Raw genomic sequence first — 19,791 nt, forward strand, 5'->3', positions numbered from 1 at the left:
GATCATGAGCACTAGAAAAGAAAATGAAATAGAATTAATTGGAGATGCACATATTTCTAATTCGACAGAAACGCCTTTACGAGCAGATGCTTTTGATACATCGGATGATGAAAAAATTAAAAACATACAACATCATTTTGCTGAAATTATGAAGGAGTTAGGACTTGATCTAACAGATGATAGTCTCTCTGGAACTCCGTACAGATTCGCCAAAATGTATGTCAAAGAACTCTTTTACGGTTTAAATCCGAAAAATCGCCCAAAGACTTCGATTTTTGAAAATAAATATGGTTATAAGAAAATGTTGATCGAACAAAACATCAATATTGATTCTTCTTGCGAACATCATTTTCTACCCATTATAGGTACTGCACACATAGGATATATTCCTAATAACAAAGTAATTGGACTATCAAAAATTAATAGATTAGTTGATTATTATGCACATCGTCCTCAGGTACAAGAGAGATTATGCTTGCAAATCTTAAAAGATCTACAAGAAACCTTAGGAACTGAAGATGTTATCGTATTAATACAAGCTAAACATCTATGTGTTTCTTCAAGAGGAATTAAAGATAAAAGCAGTTTTACTACTACTGTAGAATATAGAGGACAGTTTCTAGAAACAGATACCAGAAAAGAATTCTTAGAGGTTGTAAATAAACCTTTCGATATAACTTAACTATTGTAATCATTAAGTAAAGTCATGTAATGAGATATATACTAACAACTGTCCTACTTCTAACTTTTCTTAATTGTTTTCTTTCTCATTCTCAGAATGGAAAAATTATAGAAAAAGAAAGGTTAATTTTAAGCGATTCTACCATTGCCAAAATTCATAAGGCGGATTCAACAATGATTAAGGCTCTTAAAGAGATTGAGTTTTTTAAAATTACCTATCTATCGGATTCTCTAAAGATTAAAGGTTTTATAGCCAAACCGATTCAGGCAGGTAGCTTTCCTTGTATTATTTCAAATCGAGGAGGAACGGGAGAATTTGGACAATGGAATGAAACTGGCGTAGGCTTCTTTTTAGGAAAACTTGCTAGCTGGGGATATGTTGTAGTGGCTAGTCAATATCGAGGAAATAGTGGCAGCGAAGGAAAAGAGGAAGTAGGAGGAAAAGATTTAAATGATGTTTTAAATCTTGTACCCACTTTAGATGAAATTGATAATGCTGATACATCAAGAATAGGTATCGAAGGCGCAAGCAGAGGTGGTATGATGACATATCTTGCACTTAAAGAGACCTGTCAATTCAAAGCCGCCGTTGTACTAGCTGGAGCAGCCAATGCTTTTAAAGCGCTAAAAAATCGACCAGAATTTGAAAAACACGTATACGAGAAATTCATCCCAAATTATCATAAGAATAAAGAAAAAGAGCTCACTGCTAGATCGGCAGTATTTTGGGCAGATAAAATGTGTAAAACCACTCCGCTTTTAATAATGCATGGCAGTTCTGATTGGCGTGTTCAAGCTTCAGAATCACTAGAGTTAGTAAACAAGTTATATACTTATAAACATCCGGTGCGCTATATTTTATTCGAAGGAGCTGATCACGGAATAAGAGAATTCCGAAAAGAGTTTTTTGCTCAAACCAAAAGGTTTTTCGATTTTTATGTAAAAGATCTTAACGACTTACCAAATATGGAATTACACGGAAGATAGCCGACTTGTGTTTAAGAAAATCAATAATCACTCGGAGAGAAAACGAGTCTAATTCCCAAACATAATTTCTACAAATTTTATACGATCAATACTTAGAACTATCTTTCATTTGCTTAATAGTATGATCAGGAATTTCATCATTTTAATATCTCATTTGATTATATAAATTAATACCTGTTCTATGGGTACTATTTAAGTAATCCCCAAAAATCTTCCGCTATAAAGAAAAAATCAGCTGACCGCTTCTTTTTCCAACCGCCTCTTATTTTCATTAACAAATGTTAAACAAATTAAAAAAACAACCCCATAACCGTCTTTATAACAGTTTTTTAACAGCATAAAGAAGTGTAAACCGTAGTTTCAGTAGTATTTTAGTATTAATCACAAAAACCATATATATACAGTAAAAATGTTCAAATAAAATCAATCAAGCATATGAAACTAAAAGCTCTATTTTTTTGGATATTCCTTGCAAGTTATCAACTTGCCATAGGTCAATATGAGATTACCATTGATGCATCTGTTTTAAATAAAGAAACAAAACAAGCAGTACCTTATGTTAATGTAGGATTTCTAGAAAAAGGTATCGGTACCGTAAGTCAAAGTGATGGCAGATTTGTGCTACGGTACGATGAGAGTAAAATAAACGATGACGATGTTTTGCAAATATCCAGCATTGGTTACAAGAGCATTAAACTTACTGCCAAAGAGTTATATAAACTCTTATTAAAAGATGATCATATATATATCGAACCGGATATTTTCACTTTAGAAGAAACTGTGATTATAGCAAAGGAAAGACAAAAAATGACGATTGGTCCTTATGATTATTCTAAAAAATTTATGGGATACTGGAAAGATAAAAAAGCATTAGGAGGTGAAATCGCATCTTCTATGAAAATTAGAAAGAAAAATACAAAGCTTGAAAAATTAAAATTTTATGTCTTAGAAAATTATAGTGATAGTCTATTAGTGAGAGTCAATATTTATAAAAAACACCAAGGAAAACCGAAAACAAACATTCTCACTAGTAATATATATCACACTATAGTTACAAAAGATGGAGAAGAAAGTATAGACTTATCTTCTCATAATATTGTGGTCAACGAAGATATCATTATAAGTTTAGAACTTGTAGAAGTTTATGGCGACGATATTGGTTTTGCAATTTGTGGAAGTAGTAACAAAAAGGGATTTGTAAAATATATTAGTCAGGATGATTGGGAAGTCAAATACGGAATTAGTATGGCTTTTAAACTAGACATTTCGTTTCCAGATTCCTCTAATACCATCAAAAAAAGAAAGAAACCAGAAGATATAACATTATATTGGGATACCTCACTATCCAGAAAAAAGGTAGACCTAGAAACAGAATTAGATTTTTTAAAGAAATACATTGATAAGCTTAAAGAAGCTAGGATAACTTTAGTACCCTTTTCTAATATTATCGGAAAGGATAAAGTATTTTACGTAAAACGAGGGAACAGTAAAGAACTGCTTTCTGAGATCCGTAAGCTACGATATAATGGTGGCAGTAATTTTGTCGATCTTTTTAAACAAACACAAACACCAGATCAATATTTGGTATTTACTGATGGTATTCACACCTATGGAGATCATAAATTTATGTATACCACTCCTGCATTTTATGTAAACAGTAATCCAAAAGCAAATCATACGATCCTTCAAGATGCAAGTATTTCTAACGAAGGATATTATATTAACTTATCAAAAATAAATACGGAAACTGCTGTCGATGTTATCATGAATGATATCGAAGATCAATCTGTATACAATATCGATCTCACAAAAAACAGCATTCAAGGAACCGTATTCACAAAAAACAACATGCCAATACAAGGATGCAGTGTATCTTTAATTGGTTCTCTAAATGAGGTAGAGACGAATGCCAATGGTGAATTTTCAATCAATGCTGATTACGATGATATACTTGTTTTTAAATCATTTGGAATGGTTTCCAAACAAGTAAAAATTGATAGATCAAAAAAAATATCAGTAACATTAAAACCCAAATATAAAACTCTTGATCAAGTATACTTAAAATCAAAAAATGATTCGCGATCAAAACAAGACATAAACAGAGAAAATGAAAAGAAAAGAATAGTTGGAGCTAATTTTACTATATATAACGAACAGTTTCCTAAATCTTCATTTTTCTTTGCTGATGTTTTTCGAATCATACCAGGTGTTCAGGTTACAGGGTTTGGTGATCAAGTTAGTATCGGTGTTACCAAAGCTCTTGCTTGGTATGGAACCGCTCCTATTTTTGTTGTAGATGGTGCTGTATATAAAAGACCTCCAATTCATATATTACCATCACAAATAAAAAGCATCACGTTGATAAATTCATTTGCTCAAATGACTCAATATGGTACAAGTGGTGGCGTATTTATTATTACAACAGTTTTTAATATAGATGCTTTAGAAAAAAAAGAGTCTACTCCATCACTTTTGGTTGAAGGTAATGAATACAAAGAATCCCACTTTTTATTAGACCCTAACCTAAAAAGACCTGCATACTTGAACGCCTTATGGAAAAGCGATAGCTACTCAAATGCAAAAAACATCTATTTTTCATTGCTAAAAACACATCGATTAGAAGTACCTTTTCACATCTACAGTATGTACTATTTTAAAAGGTGGGACAAAAAATTTTCGGATCAAATTTTATCAAACCTGGCAGAGTTATCCGAAAGCAACTATAGTGTATTACGGACCTTAGCCTTTTATCTGGAAGAAAGAAATGAAATAGAAAAGGCTTTATTGATCTATGAAAAAATAGGAGATTTAAAACCACATTATGCTCAATCCTATCTTGATCTTGCCAGAAGTTATAAAGAAAACAAAAAGTATAAACAATCGTTTGAACTTTATAAAAGAATTTTAAATAATGACGATAAGAATATCGATTTCTCGGAAATATTACCTCAAGCAAAAGCACAATTCAGACATTTTCTTAATAATCATAGATCCGAAATATCATATACTGATTTGCCAAAAGATTTACTAGTTGCAGAAAGCTTCAACGTACGTATAGTTTTTGAATGGAATAAACCTCTTACAGAATTTGAATTACAGTTCGTTGATCCTCAGAAAAAGTTTTATAAATGGTCTCATACGTTTGAAGAAAATCAAGAATTACTTTCGAACAGAATAAAAAGCGGTGTCGTATCAGAAGAGTTTATTATAGATGAACCTTTTATAGAAGGAGAATGGATCATTAATATTCAGTCTTTTGAAAAAGAATCAAGCCCTACTCCTCCCTTAATGAAATATACAATTTATAGAAACTATGGGCTTTCTAATCAAACAAAAAGTGTGAAAGTCATTAAGCTGTATAATCAGGAACAAAAAGTAACACTTGATAAATTTGTTTTATAAAACGATATAAAGAGAATCCTCTTTTGACATTCTTAAGGCATAAATATAAAAGCATTACTAAGCTCTTTATTTTCTGATCAAACTGTTCTTAAAATACATTAACCTTTTTTGGACGAGGATTTTTCTATAATTATATACTCTTTATGTACTCATAAAAAATGATTGATTTATTTAAAATTGATCATACAGCTCTTAGATTATCTAAACCATTTTACAAGGTTACGTGATCCCCGATTTCTATGACATAATATTTTAGAAATATATCTGAATCCATGTAAGTCTTTATTTTTTTAATAAGGATTACTGTTTCTACTAATCACGTAGAAAAATCAAAAATATTTAAGCAATTACTACCCTCTTAGAAATTTAAGAAAAAACCTCTTCAATAAAACTATTGCATTTTGGTCATTTCATCTTGTAAAATGGTTACGTAATACGCTGTTGCCTAGGGTAAATTTGTAGTGTAATTATTTAATAATCTAAAAGACATTACTAATGAAAAACTTAAATAAAAATAAAATCATTCCAGGACGCTTATCCCAAAAGCAACTCAATGATTCAGAAAAAATACAACTGCTATACGATAGAGAAGTTATATCACAAATAGTAAGCACTTATGCTTATAGTCTTGATAAAAAGGATTGGGAAATGCACAGAGCGCTATTCGCAGATAATTTACAAATGGACTTCTCAGTATCTATAGGAGGTGCTGGTGGCATAATGGAAGTAAAAGCCGATGACTGGGTGGCTGGTGCAGCCAAATTCTTTGATGCCTTGGATGCTACACAACACGACCTAACACCATATAAAATAGTAGTTGAAGGTGATGAGGCTTATGTTTCGGTAATGCTGCATGCACAACACTACAAGAAAAACAATTTTGGAAGTCCAGTACAGATTATGGTCGGAACACATAATTTTTGGATGCGTAAATCAAACGAAGTATGGAAAATCTACAAAGTTATCGAAGAATTAAGTTGGAATGAAGGCAATTACAAAGTGTTTGACCTTGCTGTCGAAGAATCTAGTAAATAAAATCTAAATAAATACAAAAATGGAAAATCATAAAAAGAAAAACATCCTCATCGTAGGAGCAACAGGACAAATAGGTAACAAAGTAATAGAGTTACTAAGTACAAAAAACCATTTACAGCTTTTTGGAACGTCCAGGAACAAAGAAAAAGTAATTGATCATGCTAATGTAACAGGAGTATATCTAGACCTCGAGGACAAAGAATCTATTAGGCCCGCTTTGAAAGGAATGGATAGTGCTTTACTGATGACTAGCTATACAGCTGATATGATGAGACAAAGCAAACGTTTTCTTGACATAGCAAAAGAAGAAGGTGTTAAACACATCGTTCATATAGGTGCATCAAGTACAAAAACCAATGAAGTATCGCATTGGGGTTGGCATCAGTTTATTGAAGCTTATATCGAAAAACTAGGATTTGATTATACCCACTTACAACCAGAATCTTTTATGCAGAATATCTTCAATTTTGGGTGGCTACAGGAAAATACTTTGCATGACTATATAGGTAATTCTAATTGGACTTGGATTGATACAGATGATATCGCAGAGGTTATTGCACAGATATTTATCTATCCCGAGAAATATCATAATGAAACCATTCCATTAGGGTATGATGCAAAAACTATAAAAGAAATTTCAGAGATAATGACTGAGGTAACTGAACAGAATTTCAATGTAGTTAAACATCATCCTGATGAGTTTAGAGATATGACCTATCAAGGTACTAAAGATTCTGTATATGCTGATGCCTACATGAAGTGTGTATCTGATCAATTTGCCCTCAATGCTTCAGGTGAAATTCCTTCTGGAAAAACATTTGACAACTTCGAATATATTACCGGTCGTAAACCTACTACCTGGAAAGAATTTATTCAAAAGAACAAACATCGAATCGGTACTAAAGCCGTGTTGGTTTAATCATAAAAATAAAAATGATTATGGAAGCGATTGTCATTGAAAAAGAGGAGGAAAAAGCAGTGCCAAAATTTAAAAACATAGATGAATCAACACTTCCCGAAGGGAATGTTCTCGTAAAAGTGAATTATTCTGCTTTGAATTATTCTGATGCTGCAACGATGTTTAATATTTGGAATATGGTGGAGTCTTTTCCCCATATTCCAGGTATCGATTTTGTTGGTACCGTTATTAGGAGTTCAAACGAAAAATTCAATAAAGGCGAACGTGTGTTACACACCAGCCACGGTGTAGGTTACAATCGCTTTGGTGGATTGGCAGAAAAAGCAGTTTCCAATGATGATTGGTTGATTAAAGTACCTGATTCTGTAACGGATATCCAAGCTATGGGACTTGGAACCGTAGGATTTACAGCAATGTTAGCTATTAATGAATTAGAAACTAACGGGCTTATTCCGGATGATGGAAAAGTGCTAGTAACCGGGGCAACGGGTGGTGTAGGCTCATTAAGCATTCAATTATTACATCAATTAGGTTATATCGTTGTTGCCAGTACTGGAAAAGTAGATTCATCATCAAAATATTTAAAATCGATTGGCGCGAATGAGGTTATTGATCGTAAGGAATTTGAAAATCAAACCCTAGAAAGTCTTGAAGAAGAAAACTATGCTGCCTTTATAGACTCAATAGGTGGTAATACAGTGTCAAGAGCCATTAAACAATTACAATATGAAGGTATTGGTATCTCAACCGGTATTGTAACTGGATTGGATTTAGATATATCCTTGGCACCCTTTGTAATGAGAGGTATTAAATTAATCGGAATCAATTCTGTATATACAGAAAAAGAAAAACGTGAACGCGCCTGGAAGCGGCTTTTTGAAATAGTAGACTTTGATAATTTAGAGAAATCAATAATCATCGAACCATTAAAGAGCGTGCCAGAACTCGCCCAAAATATGTTAGCTGGGAAGAACGTGGGAAGAATTGTAATAAACGTATAGATTTATAATTCTTAATCAATTGTTTTTTTTAAATTAGAAGACCAATAAAATATTGCTTCCGAATTGAAAATAGATGATATATACACGTTCTCACACATTAAAGATTATTATGACTTTATAAATTTTGATTGTGAGGTTTTTGAAGGATTTTCTGTTGGCAAGCTAGAAGATTCTGCAAAAAACCTCCCCCAAGTAATGCCTCCTTATCGCAAACGGTTTTTTAAAATAATGCTAATTTTAGGTGGTGAAATTGACATGAAAAACAACTCTGAAGAAAAGCATTTGGAAAACAATATGCTCTTCTTCTCAGGAGAAGGTCATATACAGTCTTGGGAAAGTATCAAACCTTTGTCAGGCTTTATAATTTATTTCACTTCGGATTTTTATTCAGTCGTTCATAAAAAGAATAAACTACATTCTGATTTCCCTTTCTTTACCCGGAATGCCTCAATGGGTATTAAGATTACTCCAGAAGAAACTGCACATTTAAAAAACACCTGCGAGAATATCATCCAATTATCTAAACAAGATTTAGCAAACAAGAATGATATCTTTAGATCATATCTCAATATTTTACTATTAGAATCAAATAATTTATATGAACAGAAAGTTGGTACGAGTAGTGTCACTCAAGATTCTGATACTCGTATTTTAAATCAATTTAATGAATTGATTGAAAAACAATACAGCACCAATAAAGAGAATATTTTAAAATCCGTAAAAGAATTTGCTAATAAAATGGCAATTCATCCTACTCATCTTAATTATGTAGTTAAAAATTTAACTGGTAAGACAGCATTGCAGACCATTCATAATAGAAGATTATTAGAGGCTAAATCATTATTGCTACAAACTTCTAAAACCATAAGTGAAATTGCTTATGACCTTCATTTCGAAAATCCAACACATTTTGTTCGTTTTGTAAAGAAGAAAACTGGTAAAACGCCTGTTCAATTTAGAAATACCTGAAAATTTATCACCCTTGCTTCATTGTTAGTATAACCGTTAATATATCTTACTAGCAGTATCTTCGTCTTTTAATTAATATTGAGTATATAATAAAGTAATAGTCATCAAAAACTAAATTTATAAAAAAGCAGGATCCCTATAAATATTAATATTTACAGAGGTTCTCAAACTTAGAGTGACCTAGAGAGGGATTAACTATATTGATCCCATTAAGCTCACTACTGCATATAAGAAACCTCGAGCTAGCACTCTTGTTATTCATTTTATTCCAAAGCTTCAGACTACGTTTGGCTTTCCCATAAAATAAAGAACCACGCCAAATGGCGTGGTTCTTGCTTGATGTGACCTCGGCAGGACATATGTCGAACCCTTTTGAAAATGAACTAATGAAAATCAATGAGTTAGCAAGGTATTTTAGAGTTACTTAACAAAAAGAAATTATACATTTTCTAACCTGTAACTTCAGAACTCATAACTGGAAGGTCACAGGTTCGAGTCCTGCTTCTGCTACGATTTATAACCGATTTAAAATGAAGAGGTTATTTTTGTTGTAGTCATTTTTCTCTTCTAATAAAGAGTAAAAAACAGCGCTTTTCTTAAAAAAGTACCGTTTCAAAGTACTATTTTAGTGATTGTTTATTTCAATAAGCTGCGACTGCCACAAAGAAATGCAAAAAGTACCTAAGACTTATGAATATAAGACTAGATGTGGTTGTAAAATATGTGGTTGGGCTTACTAGTTTAATAATTATTACAGCAATTTGTTTGGGAGAAATCAATCCTAAAGCATTAGCTGGTTTAATAGATTATAACTACAGAAAAATTGAAGAAAAAATTGTAAAGGCATTGAGAAAAGATTATTTATATGCCTTAAATGACAAATTAGAGGTATACAAATATCCACAAGAAAAATCATGATCAAATAGCTTTAAAAACAGATAATTTTATTGGTAAAGACTTTGAAGAAAGGACACCACTTCGATAAAAAGAAGCACAGAATAATCCATAAAAATACAACTAAAAATATGGACATTGACTTTAAATCATATCAAATGTTTAAAGACTTCGATTTACTCATTATTGAAGGAATAAGATATAATACAGTGCTTAACGCCATGAGTGAAATAGGATTTGAAGGCATACATAATTTTAAAATAACTAAACACTTTACCTCTTGATTAAGATTAGCTTCTAATAACAAAGTAATTGGAGAAAAAGGTATTGTCTAGTAAAATAGGTAAAGGGAGTAATCGCTTAAAAATAGCGTTAAGAAATGCAGCAAATGCGATAGTGAATTTAAAAGATAGTACGCATGGAGGTTTTTTTCATTGAATAAATTTTAGAAAAGGTAGAGCGTCAGTTATTACTGTAACAGTTAGAAAACTTGCTATAATTGTATGGAATATGATCGTAAAAGCAAAACAATATCAAAAACCGGAAGGATATCTATAACTGGACCAGAAAAGAAAACTCTGACTGGTGAAAAGAATTAAAAAACAAATCGATAAATTTGATTTAAAACCAGAAGATCTAGATTTTTCTACATCCTGATTTTCAAAAATAAAAATTAATGTTAGTCAGAATGAAAAAAATCATAAATGAACATAATATATATATTTAATTTAGTCTTATTACTCTCAACTTTTAATGTTAAAGGGCAACAGCAGATAATAGATACTAAAACCTTAAATGATGGTCCATATATTTTTATCGAAAAAGATAAATTAATTAAAAAGGAAATCGTCGATGGAAATTTGATAATCAAAGATTTACGACTAACATCTTATGACACTATATTCAGAATTGAAAAAAGTGTCTACAAAAAAGTAAAAAACATTGTAGTATTAAGTGATATTCATGGTCAATATGACTTGGCTGTTGAGTTATTAAAAAACAACAAAATAATTGACAAAAATTCTAACTGGAAATATAACAATGGACACCTTGTAATTGTTGGAGATATTTTTGACAGAGGCCCGAAAGTCAATGAAATGCTTTGGCTGGTTTACAAACTTGAAAAGCAAGCAAAAAAGAAAAAAGGAAAAGTACACTTTATATTAGGTAACCATGAATACATGATTTTACATGGAAATTTGAAATATATCAACGATAAATATAAAAAGACTTGCGAACTGTTAAAATTGAATTACTCTGAACTCTATGGGAAACATACAATTTTGGGAAGATGGTTACGCTCAAAACCTACAATCGTAAAAATAGGTGATAACACATTTGTCCATGGAGGTATTTCAAAAAAGTTTTTGTCCATTGGTTATGATATAGAAAAAACCAACAAGATTATGAGGGAATTAATAGACAAAGACGAAGTGAAATCGACTGATTTTTACAAAACATATTTTGGTGAAAACGGACCAGTATGGTACCGAGGCTATTTCAAGGATAATTTGAGAGATAATGAAATCTCAGATATACTAAAAGAAATATTATCAAAACATATTGTCGTAGGGCATTGCTCAAATGAAAAAGTTGTACAACTATACGATCACAAAATATTTGGAGTAGATTCAAGTATTAAGAAAGGAGAATATGGAGAGCTATTATTCATAAAACATGGAAAGAAATATTATCGTGGTACTTTGCAGGGAAAGAAAATAAGATTTAGAAAATAAGTCGAGTAGGTAAATGGGGAGACCTCTAACAGAACCTTACGTGACAGTCTTCCATCAATTACTCTTCTTAATAAGTCTAAGGTTTAAATCCATATTGCCAAGCTAGGCTACTCTTGACAGTTACTATTTGAGAGCATAGAGCCAATATTTATACCTAAATCGCAGATATTTGTTGCGTACCCTCTTTGTCAGCGGCATATTCAAAAAACGGAACACTTATTGTAATTCACTGATCCTAAACTTGTCTTAATATTAAATCCATCCTAGTTTTCTTTATCAGAATGAAAAATTAAATGATTACTTCTATTTCTATTAGAAAGCACGATTTTTAATACTTTAATAGATGTTTGAGTTGCTTTCATAGTGCTACTTAATTTCCAATCGATTACTTTACGCTCAAATAAGCCTTAAATATAACCACCTTCTTTTGTTCTTAAGTATGTGAGATCTGACACCCATACTTGACCCGAATAATCAACTGTAAAATTTATATTTAACGAATTAGGGGTTATTGGATTACTGTGTTTAGAATTCACGATTACTATCCATTTTTTCTGACTTACTTTGTATATTATACTTTATTATTCTAGCAACTCTTGGACATGAATGATACTTTATTTCCTAGATCATATAATTCTTTTTATATTCGAAAACTTCCATAAGTACCATTATGATGATGATCATAAATAGTTAGTATTTCTTCTAAAAACTTGTTGTTTTCTTTTTCTCTGTTTGAAACAGATCTTTTACACATCTTCTCAATAGGATATTTTATTTTGAAAGTGTCTATAAAAATATTTACCTGTTCTTGGAGAAGATACTAACTGCTTTTTTTAAGATATCAAGCTCTAATTCTGCATACCTTAATGCTTTTTAATTCTAAGATTTGCTTTTATTCTGGAGTTAAATTTGGACGACCGTTTCCTGCCCCTCCCTGTAGAATTTGAATTAAATTCTCGACATAATCTTCCTAATAATTCTTGACGAATACCTAAATCAGTAATGACTTCTCGCCTACTTTTTCTTGTATTAACTAATTCAACCGCCCTGATCTTAAGTGACTTTTAAATTCACTCCAGAATTTTACCAAATCAACTCCTAAAGGGTTAGATTGCTCCATAATTAACAACAATATCTTCGTAAAAAACGATTTTGAATTTAAACATATCGATCTGAATAGACAGAATTGACTACCTTTTTATATAAGAGAAAGAATCCGACAGAAAGAAAGCTCTAAGTTATAGAAAAAATCAATGCTTTTGAGAGGGTGACTTAGTCCAGTATATCTAGGATTATTTAATGGTTTTTTGTCTTAGTAAGAATTTAAAATAAAAAATATTTACCTTTATGATGAATTATTTTTATAATTGAAGCAAAGGGAACAAATAAAGAATAATTTTTTCATTGAGAATTTAAAAGAGGGAAACGAGGAAGCTTTCAAAATTCTTTTTGAGCTTTACTATGCCAAATTATTACATATTACTAAAGGATATATTTCTAATGCTGAAGATGCAGAAGAGGTCGTTCAGGATGTATTTCTCAAAGCCTGGAAAAAAAGAAAATATATTAAAAGTAATGTAAATGGGTATTTATTTAAGATTACAAAAAACTCATGTTTAGATTACCTGAGATCTAAAAAATATAAACTGAGTAGTTCCAAAAATACAATCCAATTAGAAGCATTTATTAATCATAAAGCTCTTAGTGATGAGGGATCATCTTCTATAATAGAAAAAGAATTGGCACAAAAGATACAGTTAGCTATTGATTTACTTCCTGAAAAATGTAAAAATGTTTTTTTGAAAAGCCGAATAGAAGGTAAAAAAAATAGAGAAATATCTGATGAATTAGATATTTCAGTAAAAACAGTAGAGAATCATATGTCCAAAGCTATCAAGCATATGAGAGTCCATCTTAAAGAGTTTTTATCTTTTTTCTAAAATTTTTAAAAATAACTTAGGGGTAGTTTCATTTTTATACGTCTTTATATGTATAAGACAATAAATAATGGAAGAAAGAGAACTCATAAAATTTATCAAAGGAGAAATTAATCCTGAGGATAAAAGAGATGTGTTGAAATGGATTAATGAAGATCAAGCCAATCAAAAAAGATATAATCTTCTTAAGGCAACATATGTTTCTTCTACACTGGATGCTTATGAAGATATCAATAAAGAGAAAGCTTATCAGAAATTTTATTCTAGAAAAACCAGCAGTAAGCGGGCCTATAAATCTATTGCAATTGCAGCTTCTTTTGTAGTTTTATGTATCGCGGGTTATACATTTAGTTCGGTTACAGGAAATAATTTGATAGTAACTACAGTAGATTTTTTTAGTAATGATATAAAAAGTATTGCTACAAACCCCGGTGATCAAAAAACAATTATCTTACCTGATGGTTCTACTGTGGTTATGAATGCTGATAGTTATGTAACCTATCCCAAAAAATTTGCAGATAGTATTAGAACAGTAACCTTGATAGGAGAAGCTTTTTTTGATGTTAAGCGAGATACTACAAAACCATTTATAGTACATACAGACAATATAAAGATTCGAGTACTTGGAACTTCGTTTAATATTAAGTCTTATCCAAACGATGAAAAAGTAGAAACTACACTGGTAACAGGAAAGGTAGAAGTTTTAAATAATAAAAATGAGACTCCAATAGTCCTGGAACCATCACAGCAAGCTGTTTATACTAAAAAGAAGAGCAGTATTAAAGTTGATAGTGTAGATTCTAAGAACATTATCGCCTGGAAAGAAGGAAAACTAGTTTTTGATAAAACACCATTAAAACAAGTGGTATTAGATCTAAAAAGAAAATATAATACAGAATTTATAATACGATCTGACACACTATTACAATATAAATATACAGGAGAGTTTGATAACTTATCTCTGGAAGAAGTATTAGAAATTCTTAAACTTTCATCACCTATTAATTATAAACACTTAAACAATAAAATTATGTTAGAATCACAGTAATTGGAACACATGATCTAAAAAAAGAGGATGCGGCAACATCCTCTCCAAAGATCATTTAATTAGACTCAAGAATTAGAATAATTAAAATCAAACAAAATTATGAAAAAAAATCTATCCGGTAACTTTCTTTCCGGGAAAGACCTTATAAGAATTATGAAAATTTATTCGCTTTTGCTTTGTATTACTATTTCGAAGATATTTTCATTCAGTTCTTATTCTCAAAATATTTCTATATCTGTAAATGAAGTCAAGTTACAGATGGCGATTGAGGAAATAGAACAAAAAAGTGAATACAGTTTCTTCTATAATAATAATTTGATCGATATTTCGACGAAAGTATCAGTATCGGCAACAAACGAAAATATTTATGCCGTTTTAAGAAAACTTTTTAAGGGAACAGATATTAATTTTAAGATTTATAAAAATAGTATTGTCTTATTTCCTAAAAACTCAAAAGCTTCAGTGAGAGAGATTCGGAAAATTTTGGACGATATAGAGAAGAGAAAAAAACGACAATCTTCAAAACAAAAAACCACTATTGCTAAGACTGAATATGCGCCACAGTCAATTGTAAAAGGAACGGTGAATTCAGATGATAATCTTCCATTACCAGGAGTAAATATATTAGTGAAAAATACAAATATTGGTGTCTTAACAGATTTTGATGGAGAGTATAGTATTGAAGCTAAACGAGGTGATGTATTAATTTTTTCATATGTAGGTTTTCAAACACAAGAAATTGTTGTATCAGAAACAAACGTAATAAACATAACTTTAATAAAGGATGTAAATAGTCTGGAAGAAGTAATAGTAACTGCTCAAGGAATTAAAAAATCAAGGAAAGCATTAGGATATGCTATTTCGCAAATAGACACTGAAGAAACTGAAAGTAGACCGGAAGTTGATATTTCCAGATCGTTACAAGGTAAAATATCTGGAGTTCAAATTTCTCCGAGTAATGGTAGTAGTGGAGCAGCTGCTAGTATTACTATAAGAGGTAGTCTATCATTAACACAGGGAAACGGAGCTTTAATAGTTGTAGATAATGTACCTTTTTCAGGAGGTCTCTTGGATATAGATCCAAATAGTATAAAGAACATTATTGTACTTAAGGGTTTGAATGCATCTGTCCTTTATGGAAGCCAAGGTAGAAATGGGGTAATTCTTATAGAAACAAAGTCAGCTAATGCACCCATTGGCAAAAAAAGTTTTAATGCTAAAATAACGCAGACCACTTATACTAATACAGTGGCTAATTTACCAGATTTTCAAAATACCTATGGTGTAGGAAATAATTTAGTTACTGATGCTAGTACTTTAGGAAATGTAGGTAGTAATGGTGCTCGTTTTACAGATATAGATTTTGTCCCGCATCCATTAGCGCAGAATCCAGGTTTCCCTCAGTTTGCAAATGAAGTGGTTCCATTTGAGGCTGCCCGAAATAATGTTAAGGATTTTTTTGATACAGGAATTGGGCTTATAACATCTGCGAATATTAGTGCTACCGGAGAAAAAACATCTCTCAATTTCTCATTAGGATATACTGATGAAGGAGGGATCCTGGGAAATAATGATTTTAAAAGGTTTACTCTAGGGTTAGGAGGTACATCCCAATTAACAGATAAACTGAAACTGTCTTCGTCTATTTCATATAGTTCTAGAGATAGGTTTTCATATGGTGCTGTAAGTTCTGATGATGATGCAGGACAAGATATTCTAGAAAATCTCTATATCATACCAAGAAGTTTGGATATACAGAGTTTCCCTTTTCAGGATCCTATAACAGGAGAGAGTGTATATTATAGAACCAATCGTGAAAACCCAAGGTGGACTATAGAGAATACGGGTAGAGAATCTGCAATACGAAGATTTAATGCAACTATAAACCTGGATTATCAATTACATAAAAATCATACACTTAGATATAGAGGAGGATTACAAGTTGAATCTTTTAATGGTTTAGAGTTTAGAAATAGAGGAGGGTTAGGCACTACCGCATCTTTAGGATCATTAGAATTAACATCGAATACGGAATTTGATGTGGATAATACGTTAATTTTAGAATCAAATTATGAGCTATCTGATAAAATAGGCTTCGAATCACAATTGGGAGTAAACTCAAGATATGAAACATTTAGATCACAAGATTCTGAATATGCTGAGCAGATTGTTTTTGGTTTTTTAAGACCTAATAATTTTAGAACTCCAGGAGAAGGAGATTTTGATACAAATAAAGAAAACCTTCTTGGAGTATTTGGCCAATTTCAATTTGATTATAACAATTATTTATATCTTAATTTATCAGGAAGGTTTGACAAAGGATCTACTATAGAACGAGAAAATCAGGATCTGTTTTATCCCGGAGTTTCTATTTCATTTGTACCAACATCAGCATTTAATTTTGGAGGGAGTTTGGTTAATTATTTGAAAATAAGAGGTGCATACGCTACTTCATCTGGTTTTCCAGGTAGATTTAACACCAGGCAAAGTTTATCATCAGATCCCAGAGAATTTATTGATGTCAATGGAAACCCATTGGTAACCAATTCGTTCTTTAATGAATTGGCAAATTCTAATCTAAAACCAGAATTACACAAAGAATTTGAATTAGGGTTAGAAGGTAATTTTATAAATAATGCTGTCACCCTACAAGCGTCGGTTTTTTCTCGTATTTCGGATAACCAAATTTTTGGAACTGCTATTGCTCCTTCTACAGGTTTTACAGAAACTACTATTAATACTGGTAGAGTAGATACCGAAGGATTAGAAATAGACTTAGGTATTAAACTGTTTAGAAAATCTTCTTTTAATTGGAATATAAGAAACACATTTACCACTTTTAAAACAGTTGTAGTTGATCTAGCCGGTGATATTACCAGACAAGGAAACCTTATAGAAGGAGAAGAGTTAGGCGTTTTTGTAGGAAGTTATGTTGTTCGCGATACACAAGGAAATCCACTTATTGATCCTGCTACCGGAAACATAATTGATAGTGATGATGTAGGATTACCAGATGAAATTATTGGAAATAGTGTACCCGATTTTAGAGCTACATCTATTCATGAATTTAGATACAAAAACTTTACACTTTCTACACAATTAGAATACACACATGGCGGCGATCGTAGATCCAGTGTTGTGGAACTTTTATTAGAAAGAGGAGTTACTACCGATACTGAAAATAGAGAAGGTAGTTTTATACTACCAGGTGTGTACGGAGATGTTTCCTTTGGAGAACCTTTGTTTGATGCGAATGGTAATACGATACCGAATACGATACAAGTAACAGGTAATAATGCAGTATTTAATAACTTTTATGAACCTGATGAAAACATCACTTTTGATGCTTCAGTATTTAGAATAAGAGAAATCTCATTGTCTTATAATCTCAATAAAAAAACGTTTAAAAAATTGCCTTTTAGCAGTATGGATTTATCCCTAAGCGGAAGGAATGTCTTTTTTAGTGCTCCAGATTTTCCTGACGGAATTAATTTTGATCCCGAAACAACAGGTTTGTCTACACCAACAACCAAGAGATACTCTTTGTCTGTCTCTGTTAATTTTTAATATAATATATATATAAGATGAAAAAAATATATCTAACAATTAGCTTGTTATTTTTGATACTTGCTACATCTTGTGAATTAGGAGATTTTGGTGATAGTTTTCAGGAAAATCCTAATCTATTAGTGCCTGATCAGGCGGATCCAAATTTCTTACTTAACAATGTTCAGAAAGAAGTAGCAGATCTTCTCATGGATTTAAATCGTACTACTGATGAAGTAATGCGTTATACCGTTTTAAATGAAACATATGCGGACGTTGCAAGCCCAACCGCTTTAAATGGAGAATACACGAATTATTATGCATTCGTAGAAGATGCTACTATTATATATGACTTGGCTTCAAATGATGAAAATCTATTGTTTCATAGAGGTATGGCTACTATTTTGATTGCTTATGCAACTGTAACGATGGTGGATTATCTGGGTGATATACCATTTTCTGATGCTAACAATGCCACCGGAGGCGAACAAATATTTAATCCTAAACCGGATGATGATGAAGCAATATACAACGACTTGCTAGCTCGCATTGACACTGCCATCGAAGATTTAATAAATGCCACTATCGTACCGACCAATGATCTATATTATGAAGGGGATGCAGATAAATGGATTCGATTGGCAAAGTCACTACAATTAAAAATGTTGGTTAATATTGGAGATGTAGCAGGGATAAACGCTTTATTGATAGAAGATAACTTTATTACCCCAATAGAGGATTTTCAATTTCAATATGGTACCAACCAAACAGAGCCTAATAGTCGTCATCCGGATTTTAATACGGGATACGCTCCAGGTGGATATAGTCAGTTCTTAGGGAACTCATTCCTAAACTTACTTCTAAATGATAAAACGATCAGAGATCCAAGACTTAGGTATTATGTATATCGTCAGAATGGAGCAGATCCTTCTGATACATTGTTAGGTTGCGTTGGAGCTACTAATTTTGATTTTTGTTATCTGGGTAATTCCTATTACGGAAGGGATCATGGCGATACGAGATCTAGAGGAACAGATGCTATTTTTAGAGCTACCTATGGATTGTACCCTGTAGGAGGAACTTTTGATGAGGATAACCCAAGTGCTCCGGATTTTGCCATAGATACACAAAATCAATCTGGCGCCGGAATTTTGCCTATTTTACTGTCTTCTTTTGTAGACTTTTTAAGAGCAGAAGCAGCATTGAGATTAGGCACTAATGATAATGCAGAAGCATTATTAGAATCAGGCATTAGAAAATCAATGGATAAAGTAGTGAACTTTGCCGGTGGAATTGCTCTAAGCTCTCCTTTTGCCGCTTCTACAGCAGATATAGAAACCTATGTGGCAGAGGTAATGACTGCGTATAATGCTACTGATGCTCAAGGCAAGTTGGATATTATTTTGAAAGAATATTATTTAGCTTCTTACGGAAATTCTACAGAATCTTATAATGGATATAGACGCACCGGATTCCCTTCTGTTTTTAGCGCTCCAATTTTTGATAGCAATACACCCTTCCCAAGGTTGTTTTCATTGCCAGAAGATGCTGTTAATTTTAATAACCAATTGGAACAAAGACCAATTGTGACTCAGGTTTTTTGGGATAGAAATTCAGCAGGTTTTATTAATTAATT

At 31.8% G+C, this 19,791-nt stretch carries 13 protein-coding genes; all 13 read left to right on the forward strand.

The genetic code is table 11. From position 1 onward, the window contains the following. The first annotated feature begins 4 nt into the window (after positions 1-4). Positions 5-682, forward strand: coding sequence for a GTP cyclohydrolase I FolE (gene folE / locus Q0829_RS06975; RefSeq protein ID WP_298541448.1), 678 nt, complete (start codon positions 5-7; stop codon positions 680-682). A 29-nt stretch (positions 683-711) separates the two neighbouring features. Further along, entirely contained in the window at positions 712-1,668 is a 957-nt protein-coding gene (locus Q0829_RS06980; protein ID WP_298541449.1) for a prolyl oligopeptidase family serine peptidase, read from the forward strand. 435 nt (positions 1,669-2,103) lie between these two features. Further along, positions 2,104-5,070, forward strand: coding sequence for a carboxypeptidase-like regulatory domain-containing protein (locus Q0829_RS06985; RefSeq protein ID WP_298541450.1), 2,967 nt, complete (start codon positions 2,104-2,106; stop codon positions 5,068-5,070). Positions 5,071-5,565: 495 nt separating this feature from the next. Then, entirely contained in the window at positions 5,566-6,105 is a 540-nt protein-coding gene (locus Q0829_RS06990; protein WP_298541451.1) for a nuclear transport factor 2 family protein, read from the forward strand. A gap of 19 nt (positions 6,106-6,124) precedes the next feature. Continuing rightward, positions 6,125-7,024: an NmrA family NAD(P)-binding protein gene (locus tag Q0829_RS06995; RefSeq protein ID WP_298541452.1), complete on the forward strand. Its 900-nt coding sequence runs from the start codon at positions 6,125-6,127 to the stop codon at positions 7,022-7,024. Positions 7,025-7,044: 20 nt separating this feature from the next. Then, positions 7,045-8,025: an acryloyl-CoA reductase gene (locus tag Q0829_RS07000; RefSeq protein ID WP_298541453.1), complete on the forward strand. Its 981-nt coding sequence runs from the start codon at positions 7,045-7,047 to the stop codon at positions 8,023-8,025. 63 nt (positions 8,026-8,088) lie between these two features. Beyond that, positions 8,089-8,994: an AraC family transcriptional regulator gene (locus Q0829_RS07005; RefSeq protein ID WP_298541454.1), complete on the forward strand. Its 906-nt coding sequence runs from the start codon at positions 8,089-8,091 to the stop codon at positions 8,992-8,994. A gap of 690 nt (positions 8,995-9,684) precedes the next feature. Further along, complete coding sequence (locus Q0829_RS07010; protein ID WP_298541455.1) at positions 9,685-9,912, forward strand: hypothetical protein; 228 nt, start codon at positions 9,685-9,687, stop codon at positions 9,910-9,912. 680 nt (positions 9,913-10,592) lie between these two features. Next, the gene (locus tag Q0829_RS07015) at positions 10,593-11,624 is read left to right on the forward strand and encodes a metallophosphoesterase (protein WP_298541456.1); all 1,032 of its coding nucleotides are present in this window, start codon (positions 10,593-10,595) and stop codon (positions 11,622-11,624) included. Between the two features lie 1,367 nt (positions 11,625-12,991). Beyond that, positions 12,992-13,564, forward strand: coding sequence for an RNA polymerase sigma-70 factor (locus Q0829_RS07020; protein WP_298541457.1), 573 nt, complete (start codon positions 12,992-12,994; stop codon positions 13,562-13,564). A gap of 67 nt (positions 13,565-13,631) precedes the next feature. Next, positions 13,632-14,609 carry a FecR domain-containing protein gene (locus Q0829_RS07025; protein WP_298541458.1) on the forward strand — a complete coding sequence of 326 codons (978 nt, stop codon included), beginning with the start codon at positions 13,632-13,634 and terminating at the stop codon, positions 14,607-14,609. Between the two features lie 99 nt (positions 14,610-14,708). Further along, positions 14,709-18,176, forward strand: coding sequence for a SusC/RagA family TonB-linked outer membrane protein (locus tag Q0829_RS07030; RefSeq protein ID WP_298541459.1), 3,468 nt, complete (start codon positions 14,709-14,711; stop codon positions 18,174-18,176). Positions 18,177-18,193: 17 nt separating this feature from the next. Next, entirely contained in the window at positions 18,194-19,789 is a 1,596-nt protein-coding gene (locus tag Q0829_RS07035) for a SusD/RagB family nutrient-binding outer membrane lipoprotein (RefSeq protein WP_298541460.1), read from the forward strand. Positions 19,790-19,791: the final 2 nt, after the last annotated feature.

Source organism: uncultured Aquimarina sp., assembly GCF_947492405.1.
Taxonomy (GTDB): Bacteria; Bacteroidota; Bacteroidia; order Flavobacteriales; family Flavobacteriaceae; genus Aquimarina.